Origin of the sequence: Sorangium sp. So ce302, from assembly GCF_051530145.1 — a bacterium.
GTDB classification, from domain to species: domain Bacteria; phylum Myxococcota_A; class Polyangia; order Polyangiales; family Polyangiaceae; genus Sorangium; species Sorangium cellulosum_B.
In genome coordinates, this window is sequence record NZ_CP150326.1 from 2720734 (window position 1) to 2739941 (window position 19208).

10 protein-coding genes and 2 pseudogenes are annotated in these 19208 nt (G+C 69.9%); 6 read left to right on the forward strand and 6 right to left on the reverse strand.

Features of this window, described 5'->3' with window-relative positions; translation table 11 throughout:
- The first annotated feature begins 41 nt into the window (after positions 1 to 41).
- Both kynU and WME73_RS10620 read left to right on the forward strand, forming a co-directional pair.
- Positions 42 to 1304, forward strand: coding sequence for a kynureninase (gene kynU, locus WME73_RS10615; RefSeq protein WP_437917375.1), 1263 nt, complete (start codon positions 42 to 44; stop codon positions 1302 to 1304).
- Between the two features lie 138 nt (positions 1305 to 1442).
- Entirely contained in the window at positions 1443 to 1982 is a 540-nt protein-coding gene (locus WME73_RS10620) for a hypothetical protein (RefSeq protein ID WP_437745357.1), read from the forward strand.
- A gap of 109 nt (positions 1983 to 2091) precedes the next feature.
- On the opposite strand, the gene WME73_RS10625 is transcribed toward WME73_RS10620, so the two are convergent.
- Positions 2092 to 2937 (reverse strand): class I SAM-dependent methyltransferase, encoded by an 846-nt coding sequence (locus WME73_RS10625; RefSeq protein WP_437745358.1) that lies wholly within the window; start codon positions 2935 to 2937, stop codon positions 2092 to 2094.
- A gap of 73 nt (positions 2938 to 3010) precedes the next feature.
- Here WME73_RS10625 and WME73_RS10630 point away from each other — a divergent pair.
- The 3 genes and pseudogenes from WME73_RS10630 to WME73_RS10640 all read left to right on the forward strand — a co-directional run.
- Positions 3011 to 3406, forward strand: a pseudogene (locus WME73_RS10630) (helix-turn-helix domain-containing protein); the annotation flags it as partial.
- Between the two features lie 542 nt (positions 3407 to 3948).
- Positions 3949 to 6189: pseudogene (locus WME73_RS10635) on the forward strand (WD40 repeat domain-containing protein); the annotation flags it as partial.
- Positions 6190 to 6351: 162 nt separating this feature from the next.
- Positions 6352 to 6753: a S1 family peptidase gene (locus WME73_RS10640; protein ID WP_437917376.1), complete on the forward strand. Its 402-nt coding sequence runs from the start codon at positions 6352 to 6354 to the stop codon at positions 6751 to 6753.
- Between the two features lie 186 nt (positions 6754 to 6939).
- Here WME73_RS10640 and WME73_RS10645 read toward each other — a convergent pair whose 3' ends face one another.
- From WME73_RS10645 to WME73_RS10665, 5 genes are all read right to left on the reverse strand, one after another.
- Positions 6940 to 9222, reverse strand: coding sequence for an SUMF1/EgtB/PvdO family nonheme iron enzyme (locus tag WME73_RS10645; protein ID WP_437915586.1), 2283 nt, complete (start codon positions 9220 to 9222; stop codon positions 6940 to 6942).
- Positions 9222 to 10553, reverse strand: coding sequence for a PEGA domain-containing protein (locus WME73_RS10650; protein ID WP_437745361.1), 1332 nt, complete (start codon positions 10551 to 10553; stop codon positions 9222 to 9224). The genes WME73_RS10645 and WME73_RS10650 overlap by 1 nt, the downstream gene beginning before the upstream one ends.
- Before the next feature lie 293 nt (positions 10554 to 10846).
- On the reverse strand, positions 10847 to 11383 hold the full coding sequence (locus WME73_RS10655) for a hypothetical protein (protein WP_437915587.1): 537 nt from the start codon (positions 11381 to 11383) through the stop codon (positions 10847 to 10849).
- 35 nt (positions 11384 to 11418) lie between these two features.
- Positions 11419 to 15195, reverse strand: a complete 3777-nt coding sequence (locus tag WME73_RS10660) for an nSTAND1 domain-containing NTPase (RefSeq protein WP_437915588.1) — start codon at positions 15193 to 15195, stop codon at positions 11419 to 11421.
- Positions 15192 to 17174 (reverse strand): CHAT domain-containing protein, encoded by a 1983-nt coding sequence (locus tag WME73_RS10665; RefSeq protein ID WP_437915589.1) that lies wholly within the window; start codon positions 17172 to 17174, stop codon positions 15192 to 15194. The genes WME73_RS10660 and WME73_RS10665 overlap by 4 nt, the downstream gene beginning before the upstream one ends.
- 301 nt (positions 17175 to 17475) lie before the next feature.
- Here WME73_RS10665 and WME73_RS10670 point away from each other — a divergent pair, with 301 nt between their 5' ends.
- On the forward strand, positions 17476 to 18969 hold the full coding sequence (locus WME73_RS10670) for a hypothetical protein (protein WP_437745365.1): 1494 nt from the start codon (positions 17476 to 17478) through the stop codon (positions 18967 to 18969).
- The last annotated feature ends 239 nt before the right edge of the window (positions 18970 to 19208 follow it).

The following is a 19208-nucleotide window of genomic DNA, read 5'->3' on the forward strand; positions in this document are numbered from 1 at the left end:
CGCACCCTGCCCCGCGGAACCGAAGGACGCCTGACATGAGCCTGCAAACCACCCGCGACACCTGCCTTGCCCGCGATGCAAGCGACCCGCTGCGCCACCTGCGCGACGAGTTCGCGCTACCGGGCGATGTGATCTACCTGGACGGCAACTCGCTGGGCGCCCTCCCCAAGGCGTCGCTGGCCCGTGTCAGGGAAGTGATCGAAGCGGAATGGGGCGACGGCTTGATCCGTAGCTGGAACACGGCCGGCTGGGTGCACCTGTCCCGCCGCCTGGGCGACCTCCTGGCGCCGCTGATCGGCGCCGGCAGCGGCGAAGTGGTGGTCACCGACACCACGTCCATCAACCTGTTCAAGGTGCTGGCCACCGCCCTGCGCCATCAGCAGAGCACCGCGCCCGAGCGCCGGGTGCTCGTGTCGGAACGCGACAATTTCCCCACCGACCTGTACATCGCCGAGGGCCTGACCGAGCTGCTGAAGATGGGCGGCGCAGCCTACGAGTTACGCCTGATCGACTCGCCCAAGGAATTGCCGCAGGCGATCAGCGGCGACGTGGCGGTGCTGATGCTCACCCACGTCAACTACAAGTCCGGCTACATGCACGACATGGCCGCCGTCACGGCGCTCGCGCACGCAGCCGGCGCGCTGACCGTGTGGGACCTGGCGCATTCCGCGGGCGCCGTGCCGGTGGACCTCCACGGCGCCCGCGCCGACTTCGCCGTCGGCTGCACCTACAAGTACCTGAACGGCGGACCCGGCGCGCCGGCCTTCCTGTGGGTGGCGCCGCGTCATCAGAGCCGCTTCGGGCAGCCGCTGTCCGGCTGGTTCGGCCATGCCCGGCAGTTCGCGATGGAACCCGCCTACACCCCCGCCGACGGCATCGGCCGCTTCCTGTGCGGCACCCAGCCGATCACGGCGCTTTCGCTGGTGGAGTGCGGGCTTGCCATCTTCCGCCATACCGACATGGCCGCGCTGCGCGCCAAGTCGCTGGCGCTGACGGAGCTGTTCATCCAGCTGGTGGAAGCCCGCTGCGGCCAGCATCCGCTCACCCTGGTCACCCCGCGCGACGCCGCCCGCCGCGGCAGCCAGGTCAGCTTCGAGCACCCGCAGGGCTACGCGGTGATGCAGGCGCTGATCGCCCGTGGCGTGATCGGCGACTACCGGGAGCCGCGCATCATGCGCTTCGGCTTCACCCCGCTGTATACCCGCTTCGTCGACGTCTGGGATGCGGTGGAAGCGCTGCGCGACCTTCTGGAGAGCGGCGCCTGGGACAAGCCGGAATTCCACCGGCGCGGCGCGGTGACCTGATCCGCCCGTAGCCTGGACGAGGAGCGGCCAGGGACGCGTTGGCTCGGCGCTCGCAGCCCTCTGCGATCGGGTAGAATGGGAGGTTCTGAATCGGGCACTCTCGGGCTGCGGGCGAGACATCTCTGAGGAGCACTGCTCATGGGCAAAACGGCCAAGCTGTTTTCGGTTCCGAAAGAGCGGCAGATGGAGGCGCTCTGCGCGCGCAGCGCCGAGATACGCGACGAGTTTCGTGCGTGCTTCTCCGTGTCGCCCGGACACCCGAAGACGCACGAGGAGCCGCGAGAGGCCGAAGCGCCCCATTTCGACGGGCTCTGGGTCTTCGGGGATGGGCCTGGCGTCGTGGTGGACGACACCGGCGCGCACGTCGAAGCCGAGCTCCTCTGCAATCGCGCGCTCGGGGAGCGCTCCTACGTGCAGTACGAGGTCCGCATCGAAGCGCTCGATCTTCGGTACAAGGGCGACTACGCGCCGTATTACAGGAATCGCGGCAGAATCCTGAAGCACATCGGAAAGCGCCTCGAGCTCTTCTGCGCGTACTCGCTGCTCGAGCTCCACGAACTGGTGCAGCGCCGCGGGGTCGAGGACACGACGCTCGGCGCGCTCTTCTCGCCCAGGCACGTGAAGGCCATGTTCGCGGCGTTTCGCGTGCCGATCCGCTTCACCGGCGATCTTGGTTGAGGTGCGGCCCGCCGCCTCGCGACGCGCGGCATGTCGGTCTCGGCCCGTCGCCGGGCACGGCGCGCCGGGCGACGGCTCGTCATCGACCGGCTGCTCTGGCAGGATTTCTCTAGGCGCGCGCGCTCACGAGCCAGCAGGCCGCGGTGAAGCGGGCCGCGCCCTCCTGGACGTACGCGTCGAAGGCAGCACGAACCGCCTGGGCCGTCCGGGCGCGCGTCGGCTCGTCCGCGTCCCGCAGCGCCTGACCCACCGGTCCGAGCCTGGTGACGTAGGCGAGCAGGTCCTTCTCCGCGACGCCGCTCGGCACGTCGATCGGGCGAATGTCGACGTCGGTCCAGCCGCTCGCGTCCAGGATCCGCTGCACCCGCTCTCTGTCCGCGAAGGCGAACGGGCCGGGTGCGTCGGGGTCCGGGACGCGCAAGCTCGGCAGGAGCGGGGCCGCAGCGCGCGCGGCCTCGGTCATGAACGGATTCTCGTCCGCGCTGCGCCATGCCACGAACGAGAGCTTCGCCTTGCGCCGGGCGGCGCGCCGGATGTTGGCGAACGCCGCCGCGGGATCGTCGAAGAACATCACGCCGAAGCGCGAGATCACCGCGTCGAACGTGGCCTGCTCGAACGCATGGGTCTGCGCGTCCGCCTGGACGAACGCGGCGGACGCCAGCCCCTCGGCGGCGGCGCGTGCTCTGGCGGCCGCCACGAGCGGCCCGGAGATATCCACGCCGAGGCAGAGGCCCGCTGGCCCGAGGCGCCGGGCCATCGCGAGGGACGTGGCGCCCGCGCCGCAGCCGACGTCGAGGACGCGCCCGCCGTCGCCGGGGAAGCCCTCGTCGATGAGCGGCGTCGCGAGCGGCGCCAGCATGCCGTCGAGCACTTCCTGCAATTCCACCCAGGTGCGCCCGCTGGCCTCGTTCCACAGCGTGGCCTGGTCGCGATTCGGCGGATGGGCTTCGGACATCGGAGTCTCCTTCGGTTTGCAGTCGGAACTCATGTGCCGTAATCTGCAAGTTCAAGTCAACTTGAGGTCAAGCGTGAAACGGCTGGACATCGCGGAGGTGGCCCGGCGCTCCGGCGTGCCCGCCTCCACCCTGCGGTTTTACGAGGAGAAGGGGCTGATCGCGTCCACCGGGCGGCGGGGCTTGCGGCGCCTGTTCGATCCCGGGGTGCTGGAGCGCCTGGCGCTGATCGCGCTCGGCAAGGTGGCGGGGTTCTCGCTGGACGAGATCGCCCGGATGTTCTCGTCCGACGGCCGGCCGCGCATCGAGCGAGAGCGGCTGACGGCCAAGGCCGAGGAGCTGGACCGGACCATCCAGCGCCTGGTCGCGCTGCGCGACGGCCTGCGCCACGCGGCGGCGTGTACCGCGCCGAGCCACATGGAGTGTCCGCGCTTTCGCAGCATCGTCCGGCTCGCCGGCGCCGGCCGTCTCGATCCCCCTCCCGGTCCCAGAGCGGTGCGTGCGCAGGAGGGCGGGAACCCTGCCCGGCGGAGCGTGGGGCGCTCCCGGGGTGGCGGGACCGGGGCACGTACCGGGTTGCGGCCTGCTACCGTCGCGCTCGAGGCGAGCGAAGGCGGGACCGGGAGCGGGCGAAGTTGAAGCAGGGAGAGGAAGAGGAGCGGCGGGCGGCCCGGGAGCGTGCGGCGCGACGGAGGCTGGTGGCGAGTGCGGCCGTTGCCGCCGCGGTGGCCGTGGTGGTGGCGGTCATCGTCGTCCGGGCGCTGGAGCAGCGGGGCGCGGCACGGAATGCGGAGGCTGCCGCGCGGAGGGCGGAGGAGGCGCAGCGGGAGGCGGCGACCCAGGCGGCGCTGATGCGAGCATCCTCGCTGATGGCCGGCGCTCGTGAGCTGCTGGCGCGAAATCGGCCAGAGTCAGCGGTGCAGCTGCTGCTCGAGGTGAGAGACGCGGAAAACGTACGTGGCTGGACCGAGCTGACACGTGATGTGCTGGCCTCGGCTCCTTCGATGCTCACGATGCGCGGCCATCGGGGCGACGTGCTGCGTGCTGACTTCAGCCCCGATGGGAAGCGCATCGTCTCGGCCTCGAGCGACAAAACGGCGCGGGTGTGGAACGCGGACGGCAGCGGCACGACCGTGGTGCTCCGGGGCCACGAGGGCGCCGTCATGTTCGCGGCGTTCAGCGCCGACGGGCAGCGCGTGGTCACGGCCTCGGGCGACGGGACGGCGCGGGTGTGGAGCGCGGATGGCAGCGGCACGGCCGTGGTGCTCGGGGGCCATAAGGGCGCGGTTGTGTTCGCGGCGTTCAGCGCGGATGGGCAGCGTGTGGTCACGGCCTCCCACGACAAGACGGCGCGCGTGTGGAACGCGGATGGCAGGGGCACGGCCGTGGTGCTCCGGGGCCACGAAGGCGAGGTGAGCTCCGCGGCGTTCAGCGCGGATGGGCAGCGTGTGGTCACGGCCTCCCACGACAAGACGGCGCGGGTGTGGAACGCGGATGGCAGCGGCACGGCCGTGGTGCTCCGGGGCCACGCGGCTGCGGTGATCTCCGCGGAGTTCAGCGCGGATGGGCAGCGTGTGGTCACGGCCTCGAACGACAAGACGGCGCGGGTGTGGAACGCGGATGGCAATGGCAGTGGAGCGCCGGTGGTGCTCCGGGGCCACGAAGGCGTGGTGAGCTCTGCGGAGTTCAGCGCTGACGGGCAGCGTGTGGTCACGGCCTCGAACGACAAGACGGCGCGGGTGTGGAACGCCGGGAGTGCCCGGAATGGCCCTGTTCACGCGGATGAGTCCGAGCACGCGCAAACCGGTTGCGACCACGACCACGCGGAGGACGGAGGCGCGCCTGTCGTGCTCCGCGGCCATGAGGTAGGCGTTGGGTACGCGGCGTTCAGCGCAGATGGGCAGCGGGTAGTCACCACCGGGTTCGACAGGACGGCGCGGGTGTGGAACGCGGACGGCAGCGGCGTGCCCATCGTGCTCCGTGGCCACGAGGGCGACGTGAGCTCCGCGGCGTTCAGCCCTGACGGGCGGCGCGTGGTCACGGCCTCGAACGACACGACGGTGCGTGTGTGGAGCGCGGACGGCAGCAGCATGCCTGTCGTGCTCCGGGGCCACGAGGCCCCGGTCTGGTCGGCGGCGTTCAGCGTTGACGGGCAGCGGGTGATCACGGCCTCGAACGACAAGATGGCGCGTGTGTGGAGCGCGGACGGCAGCAGCAGGCCCGTCGTGCTCCAGGGCCATGAGGCCCCGGTCTGGTCGGCGGCGTTCAGCGCCGATGGGCGGCGGGTGGTCACGGCCTCGCACGACAGGACGGCGCGTGTGTGGAGCGCGGACGGCAGCGGCGTGCCCGTCGTGCTCCGGGGCCACGAGGCAGGGGTCGGTTTCGCGGCGTTCAGCGCCGACGGGCAGCGGGTGGTCACGGCCTCGAACGACAGGACGGCGCGTGTGTGGAACGCAGACGGCAGCGGCGCGCCCGTCGTGCTCCGGGGACACGAGGACTGGGTCAGATCCGCAGCGTTCAGCGCCGACGGGCAGCGGGTGATCACCATCTCGCACGACAGGACGGCGCGTGTGTGGAACGCAGACGGCAGCGGCGTGCCCGTCGTGCTCCGGGGGCACGAGGCCCCGGTCTGGTCCGCGGCCCTCAGCGCCGACGGGCAGCGGGTGGTCACGGCCTCGCATGACAGGACAGCGCGGGTATGGAACGCGGATGGCAGCGGCATGCCTGTCGTGCTCCGCGGCCATGACAGCTCGCTGCTCTCCGCGGCGTTCAGCGTTGATGGGCAGCGGGTGGTGACGGCCTCGCACGACAAGACGGCGCGTGTGTGGAACGCAGATGGCAGCGGCGCGCCCGTCGTGCTCCGGGGCCACGAGGCAGGGGTCAGCTTCGCGGCGTTCAGCGCCGACGGGGAGCGGGTGGTGACGGCCTCGCATGACAGGACAGCGCGTGTGTGGAACGCGGATGGCAGCGGCACGCCCATCGTGCTCCGTGGCCATGAGGGCTCGCTTCTCTCCGCGGCGTTCAGCGCCGACGGCCAGCGCGTGGTCACCACGTCGGACAAGACGGCGCGGGTGTGGGCCATCTCTGCCGACGCGCTTCGGCAGGCCCTTCGCGCCGCCGCGAGCGACTGCATTTCTCCCGAGATGCGCCGGACCTACCTCGATGAGAGCGACGAAGACGCCCGTCGGGGCTACGAGTCCTGCGAGCGCTCGTACGGCCGGGAACCGTTCTATACCGAGGTCGAGCTGCCGTGAGCTGCAAAGGCATCGCCAGGAGCCCCGTCGTGGCATCAGGCCCACGGGATGGCCGACGCTCGGCAGCAGCCGAAGGGATCGCCAACATGAATCCTCGTTCCTTCTCGATCGCCCTCTCTCTCCTCATGGCCGCCTGCCAGCGCTCCGAGGCCACCCCGAGCGATCCGCCATCGGCTCCTCGACGACCCGAGGCTCGACTGGCTGATCCTGACCCTCAAGGACACCGGGAAGCCACTCCCCGCAACGCCCATGCGGCTGCGCCAGAGGCCGGCCGATGTCGGCGAGGACGTCTATCTCGTCGGTTGTCCCTACGTTGAGGCGGCGTGCAAGCAGAACGTTTATGCCGGCAGGGTGACCGCGCGGAGCGGACATCGCTTCCGTTACGACATCGACCCGCCGGTCGACATCCGCGGCTTCAGCGGCGCGCCGGTCGTCGACCGGGCGGGGCACGCGGTCGGCGTGATGACGGTCTGGTTCGAGCCCAGGATGGAGGGAGAGAAGTACCTGGAAGCCGGCGGTGAGGACGCCGCCTCGATCTACCGGAGCGTCGGACGGCAGCGCTGAAGAGCGCGCCATTCACGACGACGCTCACCCCGGTCTGCCCCCACCTCCGCTGGTGGTCTCGATCGCATGGGAAATGGATACGGCTCATCGAAATTCCACCAGATCGTCAGCCATGAGGGAGGGAAGGCGGGAAAGGTTTGGTGTTCGTTCCCGCCTTCATGTTTGCGTGGGATCACGTCACACGGTTCACGGCGTCCTCGCGCACCGGACGCCCACGTTGCTGCCGAAATTCCCTTCGACATCGTGATTCCTCGGGTTGCCGTGGCTGCGTGTGGACGAGCGCAGGGGCGACCCGCTCGTATTCCAACTCCCACCCAGGAGCCCCCGATCCACTCCGGGGCTAAGGTTAGCGCAATTGTTGCAATCGGTGTCTGCGAGGTGATCGGAAAACGTATCGAGATTCCACTCCCACATGCTTCCTGCGAGGTCTGATTGTCCCCACTTCCCGTCGCCGATCGGCGACTTTGAGCCTACATTCTCGATTGAAAAGTACTGGCACGACGTCCAGCCGTCGCAATTGTATAACGCATACGACGAATCGAGCGTTGTCGACGATGGCGGCGTCGACCACGGATACGTCCTCTGCTCGCCTCCTCCTGCCGCGGCATAGTTCCACTCCGCCTCCGTCGGTAACCTCCCGCCATCCCATGCGCAAAAGGCGAACGCTGTGTACCATGTGAGGCAGTTCATCGGCCGGTTCTCGCTCCCCATTGACCAAGTGGGCCGCCTGCACCACGCCATATCCGCTTCCAACGTTTCTCGATCCGCGGGCAGCTCTGAGTCCCAATCCATCTGCCAGCCACTCCCCGCAATCAGCGGATGTGCTCCAGCTCCCTCCGCAGGCCTGCTCGCGGGGTACATCTCCACGAACTTCCGGAACCGTCCCACCGTGACCTCGAATCGGTCCAGCCGGAAGTCACTCACCGTTGCAGGATGGTTCCTGTCGTCGAACCGGTGATACCTGCCTCCCAGCACCACGGGGCTCAGGCAGCAGCTCTCGTTCCTCTCCGGACCGCAATTCAAGGGCAGACCCTCGCAGCTTCGTCCAGGGCACGAGCCAGCCTCGCACGAACTCTCGCACTCGGTCCGGTCCTTCCAGCGCCCGCGCTCGTCGCACGTCTGTGGTGTATTGCCCGAGCACCGCGCATCCCGGAGCGCGCACTCTCCTTCGCAGACGCCTTCGATACACGTCTTGGATTCGCACGTCGTGCCGGCGGCCCAATTGCCGCTGATGTTGCACATATGCGGGGTATTGCCGAAGCACCACACGTCCGAACCGGGCGCGCACGACACCACGCAGTCGCCACCATAGCAATGCGTAGGGCCGCCGCACGCCGGGAGGGTCGCCCACGCTCCCTTTTCGCACTGCTGCGGCACGCCGCCCGCGCACCGCTTCTGCTCCGGCGCGCAGGCGCCGACGCACCCGTCTGCGTCGGCGTCGTCGCATGTCTGCCTCTCGTCGGAGCACGACCTCTCGTCCTCCCACTGCCCGTTCGCGTCGCAGTGCTGTAGGGTGTTCCTCTGGCAATGCTTTTGCGTCGGCGCGCAGATGCCGATACAAAGGCCCAGCTCTTTGCTGCACGTCTGTTCGCCGCATGGGTGCGGGGGTTGCCACTGCCCATCCATGCCGCACTCCTGCAGCGCGTTGTCGTCGGTGCACTGCTTCAGTCCTGCCTTGCATTCGCCGACGCACCCGTCCGCGTCGGTGGCGTTGCAGGTCCGCTCGTCGGAGCACGACCTCTCATCCTCCCACTGCCCGTTCGCGTCGCAGTGCTGTAGGGTGTTCCCCTGGCAATGCTTTTGCGTCGGCGCGCAGATGCCGATGCACGCGCCCAGCTCTTCGCTGCACGTCTTCTCACCGCATGGCTTCGGGTCCCGCCACTGCCCGTCCGTGCCACACTCCTGCAGCGCGTTGTCGTCGGTGCACTGCTTCAGTCCTGCCTTGCATTCGCCGACGCACCCGTCCGCGTCGGTGGCGTTACAGGTCCGCTCGTCGGAGCACGACCTCTCGTCCTCCCACTGCCCGTTCGCGTCACAGTGCTGTAGGGTGTTCCCCTGGCAATGCTTTTGCGCCGGCGCGCAGACGCCGATGCACGCGCCCAGCTCTTTGCTGCACGTCTGGTTGTCGCACCGCTGCCTGCTCTCCCACCGCCCCGCATTGCTGCACACCTGGGGCACATCGCCCGCGCACTGCGTCGCGGGTGGCGCACACTCACCGACGCACGTTCCCGACGCGTTGTCGCAGACCTGCTCGACGCAATCCGGCTGGCTCTCCCACGTGCCATTGGGGCCGCACACCTGCGGTGTATTGCTGTCGAGGCACCTGCGCGCGCTGGCGCTCGGGCAGCCCGCGACGTCGAAATCTTCGATGCCCAGCACCGAATTGCACCCCAGGAGAGCGGCGCTGCAGCCGAACATCGCAGCCACCGCGACGCCGGCCCGCGCGTACCGTGCTCGCAGCTTGCTCATCAGAACCTCCCTTCGATCTCGAATCGCCCGAGCCCCACGCCTGCACGCCACGCCACCCCGGCCGCCGGCTTCGCGCCGCCGCCGGGCGCGCCGGCGCGCCGCTCTCCCCCGCTGGGCTGCAGCACGAACAGCGCCGTGGTCCCTGCGGCCACGCCGACGGCCCCCACGACGAGACCCACGGTCGCCAGCGTCGCGAGGTCGCCTGCCTCGTCCAGCTTATCGCGTTCCGATTGCGGGCACGAGGTGCCCCCGCACCTCGATCGGACCTCGCCAACCTCCTTGAGCGCCAGACCCCCGGTCACCGCGAGCAGCCCGAGCCCCAGCGTCCCCACCCCATAGCCCACCCCCACCGCGATGTTCCTCGTCCTGCGCTCCCCCTCCGGGTCCGGCTCGCGCTCCAGCACCACCTGCACTTCCCGCTGCTTGCGCCGCTCCAACCGCACCGACTGCCTCGCGAGCAAAAAGCCCGCCGCGCGCACCTCGACCGCGTGCTCGCCCAGCAGGAGCCGCCCTTCCCACGGCGTGCGCCCCACCACCTTGCCATCGATCGTCACGTACGCTCCGCTGGGCGTCGACTCGACCCGCAGCGACGCGTCGACGTCTTGCGCGCTCAGGACCACCGGCGTCACCTCGTACAGCTTGACGGTCGCCGTCTGCACCGGCGACGCCATCTGCGCGCCCTCACGCGGCGCCTTCACCGCTCCGGAAGCGCCCGCCTCCGGCGTCGTGCACTCCTCGAGCGCCTGGAGCCCCACGAAGCCGCGCAGCTGCACCCGGTGCTCGCCCGCATCCACCACCCCTTTCCATGGCGTCACGCCGAGCCGCTGCCCATCGACCTCCACCTCCAGCGTCCAACCGTGCTTCTCGCTCACCGAGAGTATCCCCTTCCTCGATGTCGCGCGCAGCTCCACGCTCTTCTGCCCGGGCTTGATATCTTCGGTCACGGTGATGGGCATGAATCCGTCCTGCTCCACGCGGATCTTGCGGACGCCTACCGCGACGCTCAGCGGCTCCGATATCGGCAGATTCCCGCGCTGCCGATCGTCGATGTACAGGCGCGCGCCGGCGGGTGTGTCGCCGACAATCGTTAGCTTCACCACAAACTTCGAGACCTCGGCGATGCTGGTCTCCACGGCAGTCCTGAACGCGGGCTCGGCATTCGGAAACTCCCGCAGCATCTTCTCATACAGGGCCAGCGCCTCGTCATGCCTATAGAGCTGGTGGAGCGAGGAGGCCGCCTGCGTCATCGCCTTTGCCGTCGTCTTGATTTCTAGCGATTTTTTGTACTCCTCGTACGCTTCACCCCACCGTTTCGCATCGAAGTGTTCCATTCCCCTTTTGAAGTGCGCACTTGCATCGGCTTTCTTCGAGGCGTCCGTCTGCGCGGTGTCATCCATCGCCGTCGCAGATGCACTCGGCGCCGCGGACGGCGGAGCCTGCGCCTTCGCCGCTCTCGCCATCAGCAGCACCGCGGCAACTGCGGATCCAGTCGCCACCCACCCAGCAACACGACCAGTCATGTTCACGTCCGTCTACCTCTCTGACACAGCCGCTTCACGCCTCGTCCTCTGCACGTGCCACCTGGTGATTCGCAAAGGTGGTTCGCCTGTTGAAGGCATGCGATTCAATGTGGATGATGGTCTTTAGTTGTAGAGCTTGGGTTCCTGTTCGGGCGCGTTGAAGGAGATGGTGTTGTTTCCGCTTGTTCCCCTGGCTCTTCGTACTGGTCGAACCGGTCTGGATCCCTCTGCTTTGGCGTCGCTGCTCTGCGCGCCCCCGGCGGGGGCGGCGCGGGCGCGTTGAGGTCCAGAAACGCCGGCGACGCTCCGGACTTCTCGAGGGTAACCGTCTTGTCGATGTGCTTCTCCCCCTTGAAGACGCGGACTTCCCATGTCTTGCCGACCTTGCCGACCAGCTCGACGACGCCATCCGTCCGCCGCGCCGGCTGACCGTCCACCGTCACCGACGCGTCGCCGGGCACCACGAGGAGCACGGCCCGGTGCTCGCCCGACGCGCGCGCCATGCGCCGCGCTCGCTGCACCGGCCTGGCGAGGATTCTCTCGCCGATCGCGCCCTTCTCCAGGGCAGCGCCCGAAGCCGCCGGCGGTGCCGCGCCGGCGTCTCCCGCCGGCCTCTCGCAGGCCGCGAGGAACATCAACATTCCCCCCGTCCAGGCAACCCTGCGCATCGCCGCCCTCATGGCCCTTGACCCTCCCTGGGAGTTCGCTGGCGATCCTGCTCGCACGTAGTATACGCCTTCCGCGCCACGTCCTCGCCCTCCGCGAGGTAGAGGGCCCGCGTCTCCGCAGGGAGGCAATCCACATTGGCCTCCTTCAGCCCCTGCTTCAACAGGCCGATATCGAGGGTCCAGGTGCGCGTCGTGTTGTCGGCCGTGACAGCGAGGAGCCGCTGGCTACCGTCCAGGAATGCCATGGCCAGCGCGGGCGCCGGGACATCGAGCTCGATGGGCTCATCGAACCTGGTGGCGTCCCACAGGCGCAACCCCCCCTTCAGCGACGAGGTGGCGATGCGTGCGCCGTCAGAGCTCCAGATCGCGCGCAGCACCGGGCTCCCGTGATCGAGCGCCACCGTGGGAGCGCCGCTGTCCGCGTCCCAGACCTGGGCGGTGTTGTCCTCCGAGGCGGTGATAACGCGCTTCCCGTCGGGGCTCCATGCCGCCGCGTGGATGGCACCCTCGTGTCCCTTGAGCACCACGGGCTCGCCCTGTCCGTCGGTCCGCCAGATGCGCGCGTTGTGATCCCTCGACGTGGTGACGAGCCTCGCGCTGTCGCGGCGCCACGCCGCCGAGGTGAGGCCGTCGGCGTGCCCTGACAGCCGCAGCCGCTCACCCGATCCGTCGAGGCGATGGATGAACGCGTCCTTGTCGTCGGAGACGGTGACCACGCGCGTCCCATCTGGGCTGAAGATCGCCGCGCGCACCGCGTCCTTGTGGCCGGGGAGCTTCACCTCCGCGACCTTGCCGTCGAGTTGGACGACGCGTGCCGTCCCGTCGAACAAGGCGACGGCGACCCGCGTGCCGTCGGGGCTCAGCGCTGCGCTCGCGACCCACGCTTTGTCGTCCTGGAGCCGCGTGGCGGCCGATCCTTCGCCCACGTCGAAGATCTCCTCCGGCTCGCCGGCCTCGCCCGCCCGAAGGCGACGCACCCTCCCGTCGTCGTACGCCGAGACGATGTCGCCCCCGGCGCCGATGAACGCCGAATGGTAGAAGGCTCGTCGCTCGCGCGGCAGCGACGCGAGCTGCGTCGGACGCCAGATCCTCGCCGTCGCGTCGAGCGGGCGCCCGCCGTCGTCCCCATCGCCGGTGAGCACCCGCGTCTGATCAGGGCTCCATGCCACCGAGCGGACGGGCGCTTCGTGTCCGCTCATCACGAGCGGCGCGCCCCCCTCCACGGGCCAGATGCGCACCGTCTGGTCGAGCGAGGCGGTGGCCAGGTACCTTCCATCCCGTCGGAATGCCGCGAACGTCACGGCGAGGGCGTGCCCGGACAGGACGACGGCCTCGCCCTTGCCGTCGGCGCTCCACACGCGCGCCGTGCCGTCGTCGGACGAGGTGGCGACGAACCTGCTGTCGGCGCTCCACGCGGCATGGCGAACGCCGCCCTCATGTCCCTTCAGCACGATCGGCCTGGTGGCGCGCGACAGCTCCCAGATGCGCGCTGTCTTGTCGCGCGAGGTCGTGACAACGCGTGTCCCGTCGGGGCTCAGGGCGGCGAAGGTCACAGGCCCGCTGTGCCCCTCGAAGAGGACCGGCCTCGTCGGGGCGTCGGCGCTCCACAGCTTCGCCGCTCCGTCCTGCGAGACGGTGAGCACGCGCTCGCCGTCTGGATGGAATACCGCGACCCTGAGCGGCGCCGTCCGGTCCGAGAACTTCGCAACCTCGCTCGCGCCGTCGGCGTTCAGGCTCAGCACCAGCGCGGTCACCTTCGGGTCGTCGTGCGACAGGAGCGCCACGACCACCCGCTTGCCATCCTCGCTGAACGCCCCCGCCGTGACGGATTGCGGACGGCCTTCCTTGGCGGGTCGCGGCGGCACGAGCCGGACGCTCTGGCCCAAGCCGTCGGCATTCCACATGTACGCTGCCCCGTCCTCCGAGCCAACGAGCACGCGGGTGCCGTCAGGGCTGAACGCGGCGACGGTGATCGGCCCCGCCTGTGGCGCGACCACCACCGGACCGCCCTTGCCGTCCGCGCTCCACAGCCGCGCGACGTGGTCGGCCGAGGTGGTCAGGACCCGCTTGCCGTCGCTGCTCCAGGCGATCTCCCAGACCGCGCTCTTGTGCCCGCGGAGGGTCACCGCGAGCGCGTTCGTGCCGAGGGCCTCGTTCGCGAGCGCGACCCAGCCGTGCACGCGCTCGGGCTCCCGCACCTCGGGTAAGAGCTTCGTCGCCCAAGCGAGCTGGCCGCGGCTGGTGAGCTTGCGAAAGCCGGCGAGGAGCCGCGCATCGTGCGCCTCGGTCTGCTTTGCCTCTGCGTCCCTGGCCGCACTCCTTGCGTCTTCCCTCGCCTTGATCGCAGTACGTTCGGCGCTGTCCGCGAGCTTCTGCTGCTTGAGCGCCCAGAGCCCCATCACCGCCGTGACCACCGCCACCGCGAGCGCCGTGAGCGCGAGGAACCGAACCTTGGCGAACCGCGCCTCGGCTTCCTCTCGTTCGCGCCGCCGCTCCGCCTCCAGAGCCTCCTCGCGCCGCTGCTGCTCGGCCTTCAGAGCCTCCTCGCGCCGCCGCTGCTCGGCCTTCAGGGCGTCCTCGCGCCGCTGCTGCTCGGCCTTCAGGGCGTCCTCGCGCTGCTGCCGCTCCGCCTCCAGGGCCTCCTCGCGCCGCCGCTGCTCTTCCTCCTGTTCGCGCTTCTGCCGCTGCTCGTGGACCCTGCTCGCCAGCCAGTCGTGGCCGATCTCGAAATACCTACTGCCCTGGTGCGCCTGGGCGTAGAGGATCGCCGCGTCCGCCAGCGCGCTCAGGATCGGCCGGAGCTTCTCCGCGGGCATGAAGCCGAGGAGCTCCTTCTCGGTGCGCAGCGTCCGGCTGCCGTCCCCGGTGACGAGCTGATGCTCGAGCAGCCGCTGCGCCTCCGGCGCCAGCAGCCCGAGCTCCTCGAGCGTCGCATCGAAGTACCGGCGCAGGATCGACTCCGCCTTGAACACGCCCTCGGCGCCGCCCTGGGTGCGCTCCTTCCACAGCGCGCGGCACACGATCTGCGCGTACGCCGCCTGGATCTCCGCCGTGACGAGCTCGCTCTCGCCGGGCATCCGCACCTCGAGCATGAGCCTGCGGAGCTGCTCCTCGTCCCAGCGCTGCGGCGGCTGCCCCTCGGCCGCCGCCCGGCACACCGCTTCGACCATCTCGCCGACCGTCATCGGTCCGAGCCGGAACCCCTGCGCGAGCAGCTCCTTGCGATCGCGCGCGCGATCCCGGAATCGCCCCAGGTAATCCTCCCGCAGCGACAGCGCGATCTGCAGCCTCTGGATCGGCGTCCGCGCGAGCCGGTGCACGCCGTCGATCAGCGCCGTGGTCTCGGCCTCGGCGCGGTCCGGGAAGAGCAGCTGCTCGATCTGGTCGAGGTAGATCAGGATCGGCTGCTCGCTCCGGCACTCGGCGAGGACCATCGCCTGGTCGAGCGCCTCGAGGGGCGGGACGTCCTGAGGGGTCACACCGAGCTCCAGGTCCTCGAAGACCGCGCGCACGAGCCACGGGAGCGGCGTCTCGCTGGGCGGCCAGCCGAGGACGCGCACCACCTGGAAGTCGTGGGTCTCCTCCAGCCGGGGGATCACCCCGGCCTGCATCAGCGACGACTTGCCGGCCCCCGACGGCCCGTACAACGTGGTCGACGGGTGGGCGAGGAGCTGGTGCGACAGCTGGGCGACGAGCGCGTCGCGGCCGAAGAAACGATGGCGATCCACGGCGCGGTACGGCGTGGGGCCGGGAAACGGATTCGCGCTCTCCTGAGGATCGCTCACGAGCCGCCCTTCTCTTCAAACGCCTCGGCGAGGTCCTCCATGGAGGATTCGATCGCCTCGATGCCCTCGTCCTTGCCCGGCAAGCCCGATCCGTTCTTCCAGAGCTCTCTCTCGGCGTCTTCGGGATCGAGCACCGCAAGGCTGCCGTGCGGAACACCCCGGGGATAAAGGCGGTGGAGCAGGAGCCGGTGGTGACCGGTGACGATCGACATGCCGACGAGCAGCGTGGGGCGGTAGTTCAGCGTGCTCCGGATCACGTTCACCAGAGCGTCCGGAAGCGCGTCGCCCAGACTGAGTAGGCCGAGCTGGTAGTCGTCCTCCGTCATCAAGGGCCGGTTGGGGTCCTGCAGCGGCGTGAAGCCACCGTAAGGCCGGAAGATCACGATCGCCTTCTCCGGGTCGAGCACCGCGGGCGGTTCGTCGAGCTCCGCCCACTCTTCGCTGTCCGCTTCGCGGCACAGCATCAGCACGCCTCGATCTCCTTGCTGGAACACGTAGATCGGGCGCTTCGGCTGCTTCTCGGCCACGGCGTGCTCGAGCCACGGGTGCCGCAGCAGCGTCGTGTGCACGCCTGGGCCGACGACGCGCGCCAGCGCGTCGATGAAGGGTGGGGGGGGCGCGCCGCGAAACGTGGTCCGGAAGGCGGTGTCCAGCTTGGACACCCCGTGGTGGAGCGCGACACGCTGGGCGAGGGAGCTCATGGACAGCCCGGGAGCCGCCGGAGCGGGCGCCTTCTTCAGGAGCTCTTTGTGAAGCTTGTCACGGAAGCCTGAGAGCAGCGGGCGTTGCTCCCGGAAGCGATCGCCCAGCAGCAGCGAGAACGGCTTGTCGAGCATCTGTGCGAGGGTCGGAGCGATCCCGTTCGCGACCGGCCGCGCGGGGCGCGATGCTGGACGCTCGATCTTGCGCCCTTTGAAATCGAAGATGACGCTGTTATCGGGGCGGCGGAGGTACACGACGGGCGAGAACGCCTCGGCGCTGCCGTCGAAGTCGCCGAGGATCGCGCGCCGGGCCTCGTTCATGCTGAAGGCGACGTCGCCCTTGCTCTGGGAGCCGGCGGCGAGCGCGCGGTAGAACTCCGCAGAGCACGCCCGTGCCACATGGGCCTTGACCGGCCAGAGGTGGGCGACGACGGCATCCGCGCCGCCCCGGGCCAGGATCTCCGCGGCGGAGGCGAACGCCGAGGGGCGGGCTCCCTCGCACGCCTCGAGGACGATGAGCCTAAGGAAGCTGCTGAGGCTCGCTTGGAGCTTCTGGGCGAGCAGCTCCACGGGTAGCCAGTGCTCTTCGCCGTCCTGATCGCCGAGCTGCAGAACAGGGCCTCCGTTCTTCTGGCCGCCGTGCCCGAGGAAGTGGAGCACGTGGGGGATCGGCTCGCGGCCGAGCCGATCGAAGAGGGCATCCCTGCGCGCGGCTGGCCCCACGACCGGGGGGAGCCACTCGATTTCCCCGGTGTCGATCCGCTCGCTGAGCGCCATCCGGAGCGCCTCGAGGCCCGCGCCTCCCCTGGGGGCGACCGCGAGGACGCTCACCGCGCCGCGTACGGAGCGTACGGGACGGGGCTGCCAGGGGATATCCGACTTCACGCCGCGCACGGGCAGGAGCAGCGGTGAGCTGGCCCAGAACCCCATCGCTTCGCCAGGTCTGCAGAGCGCCTCCCACGGCACGGCCTGGAGCGCCGGATCCTGCACGCAGAGCCGCACCAGCAGCGGATTGCCCGGCGTCGCGGCGATGCCGGTTCGCAGCGGATCGAGGCCGGCGAGCACGGCGCGCTGGAGGAGCTGCGCCGTGGCGAGCAGGTCGGCGGTGAGCGGCCGGCCATCCCTGGCGGCGGCGCTCACGGCGGTGGTGAAACGGGAGAGCGCGTGGATGTCGAGGTCGGCGCCCAGCGCGTGGGCGGTGCTCTGGGCCTCGTCGCCCCATCGCGCGCTCGCGCGCACCTCCGCATCAGCGCGGGTGAGGTCAATCTCCATCGGCATGCGGAGCACCTCGCGGCATGGGCATGACCTCCGAGGCTACACCAATGGGCGGTGCGCTCGCATAGGTTTCGCGCGCACATCGCGGTACCGTGCGGGCGGTGCAGTCCGCTCCTGCTCGTGTGGTGCGTGTGGCGCGTGTGACGCGCCTTGTCGTGATCACCGGCTGGGCGGGCGACGACGTTCTTCGTTAGAACCGGTATTGCAACGGCGGCTCTGGCGTGCCCTGTGAGCGAGCCAGGTACGACGCTGTGGCGTCGGCTGCATTGACCCACCGGTGTGCCCCTGGCACCCTGCGACCGCCATGAGTGCCGCACTCCCCAGCACCCTGGAGCTCCTGCTCGCGGACGCCATCGAGCTCCGCCCCATCCTCGCGGCGGGCCTGCCCGAGGTCGCTGCGGGCAGCGCGCTGCGGCCGGAAAAGGTGCCTCGTGGCGTGGACGCGCTCTCGCTCGACGCGCCCGACGCGGATCCCAACGATCTCGCGCTCCAGCGCTGGTCGGTGATCGCGCCCGAGGGCGCGCTGGGCGACGAGGCGCTCGAGGCGATCGCGCTGCTCCTCCGGCTCAGGGAGGCGGAGCAGGGGGCGCCCGTGAGACCCTACCGCGTCAAGCCTGGAATGGACATGGCCGAAGCGGCCCGGTGGAAGACCGATATGCTGTGCGACGAGTCGATTCCGGAAGAGGAGAGGCCCCGGTATCTGCTCCTCCTCGGGGATCTCGACGCCGTCTCCGCCGAGCTCCAGCACGTCCTCGCGAACGGCGCGTTCGTCGGCCGTCTCCACATCGCGGGCGCCGACGGCAAGTCGGATCCCAGCGGCTATGCCGCGTACGCCGACAAGGTGGTGCGCTGGGCCAAGGAGCCTTCTGGCCACGACCGGCCCGACGCGCTGTTCTTCGTCGCGGACGACGGCACCGCCGCTACCCAGCTCGGCCGCAGCCTGCTCACCGAGCCTTGCGTCACGATGGCGCAGAGGCAAGGTAGGCGACCCTTCCCGGCCGCGAACATCATCGAGATCCCCGGCGCCGACAGCGCAGACGATCTCCTCCGCGCGGGGAGCACGCCGAGGCCTTCCGTGCTCCTGTCCGTGAGCCACGGGCTCGGCCGACCCCGTGGCGGGTGGGCCTCCGTCGATCAGCAGCGCGCGCTCCAGGGGGCGCTGCTCGTGGGCGCACAGGGCAGCTCCGCGCCGCTGCTCACGGCGGACATGCTGCAACACGCGCCCTTCCTCCCAGGCGGCCTGTGGTTCTGTCTGGCCTGCTTCGGGGCCGGGACGCCGAAGGAGAGCGCGTTCTATCCCTGGCTCTCGCTCCTCGCGCGCGAGGGCGCCTACAGCGGCCAGGTCCAGCGGGTGCTGGCGAGCTTGCCTCAGGGCGGCGAGCGTCCGTTCCTCGCCGCGCTGCCGCAGGCCGCGCTCCGGAATCCAGAGGGGCCGCTCTCGGTGATAGCGCATCTGGATCTGGCCTGGACCTTTGGCTTCGTCGATCCCAACAGGATGACCCAGAGCCGCGCCTCCCGGATCTTCAGCAGCATCCAGGCCATGGCCCGCGGCAGCCGCGCCGGCGTGGCGCTCGACGCGCTGATGCGCTCCTACCGCGAGGTCAACGATGAGCTACTCTGCGGCTACAACGCCGAGGAGGACGCGCGCGTGTGGAACCGGCCTTCTCCGGTCGATCCCATGCAGCGCGGCAGCGCGTTCATGCTGCGCAACGATCTGCGGGGTTATGTGCTCCTCGGCGATCCCGCGGCGCGGCTGCCCTTGAAGGGGAGCCAGGCCCCGCACCCGACAGCGCCGTAGTCAGCCATCGCGAACCCGGCGCGCGCGTCGCTCTCCTGACTCGCGTAGGTGCGAGCACGTCCACGCCACGCCCACGACGTACTCTACAGCCGTCGATGGGAACGCCGTGGACGGGCAGAGTCCTGCCCCTTCATGGTCTGTCGCTCTACATCGCGAACCAGGCCCAGCCCGTCCAGCACCGCTCGCCCGTCCGTCACTCACGGAACCTCCGATGTGAGGGACGGTGGCTTTCGTCGCGG

Excerpts from the sequence above, each read along its gene's own strand:
- WME73_RS10665 (WP_437915589.1), bottom strand. The coding sequence starts at position 17,174 with ATGCCGATGGAGATTGACCTCACCCGCGCTGATGCGGAGGTGCGCGCG.
- WME73_RS10655 (WP_437915587.1), bottom strand. The coding sequence starts at position 11,383 with ATGTTGATGTTCCTCGCGGCCTGCGAGAGGCCGGCGGGAGACGCCGGC.
- WME73_RS10645 (WP_437915586.1), bottom strand. The coding sequence starts at position 9,222 with ATGAGCAAGCTGCGAGCACGGTACGCGCGGGCCGGCGTCGCGGTGGCT.
- WME73_RS10650 (WP_437745361.1), bottom strand. The coding sequence starts at position 10,553 with ATGGAACACTTCGATGCGAAACGGTGGGGTGAAGCGTACGAGGAGTAC.
- WME73_RS10625 (WP_437745358.1), bottom strand. The coding sequence starts at position 2,937 with ATGTCCGAAGCCCATCCGCCGAATCGCGACCAGGCCACGCTGTGGAAC.
- WME73_RS10620 (WP_437745357.1), top strand. The coding sequence starts at position 1,443 with ATGGGCAAAACGGCCAAGCTGTTTTCGGTTCCGAAAGAGCGGCAGATG.
- WME73_RS10670 (WP_437745365.1), top strand. The coding sequence starts at position 17,476 with ATGAGTGCCGCACTCCCCAGCACCCTGGAGCTCCTGCTCGCGGACGCC.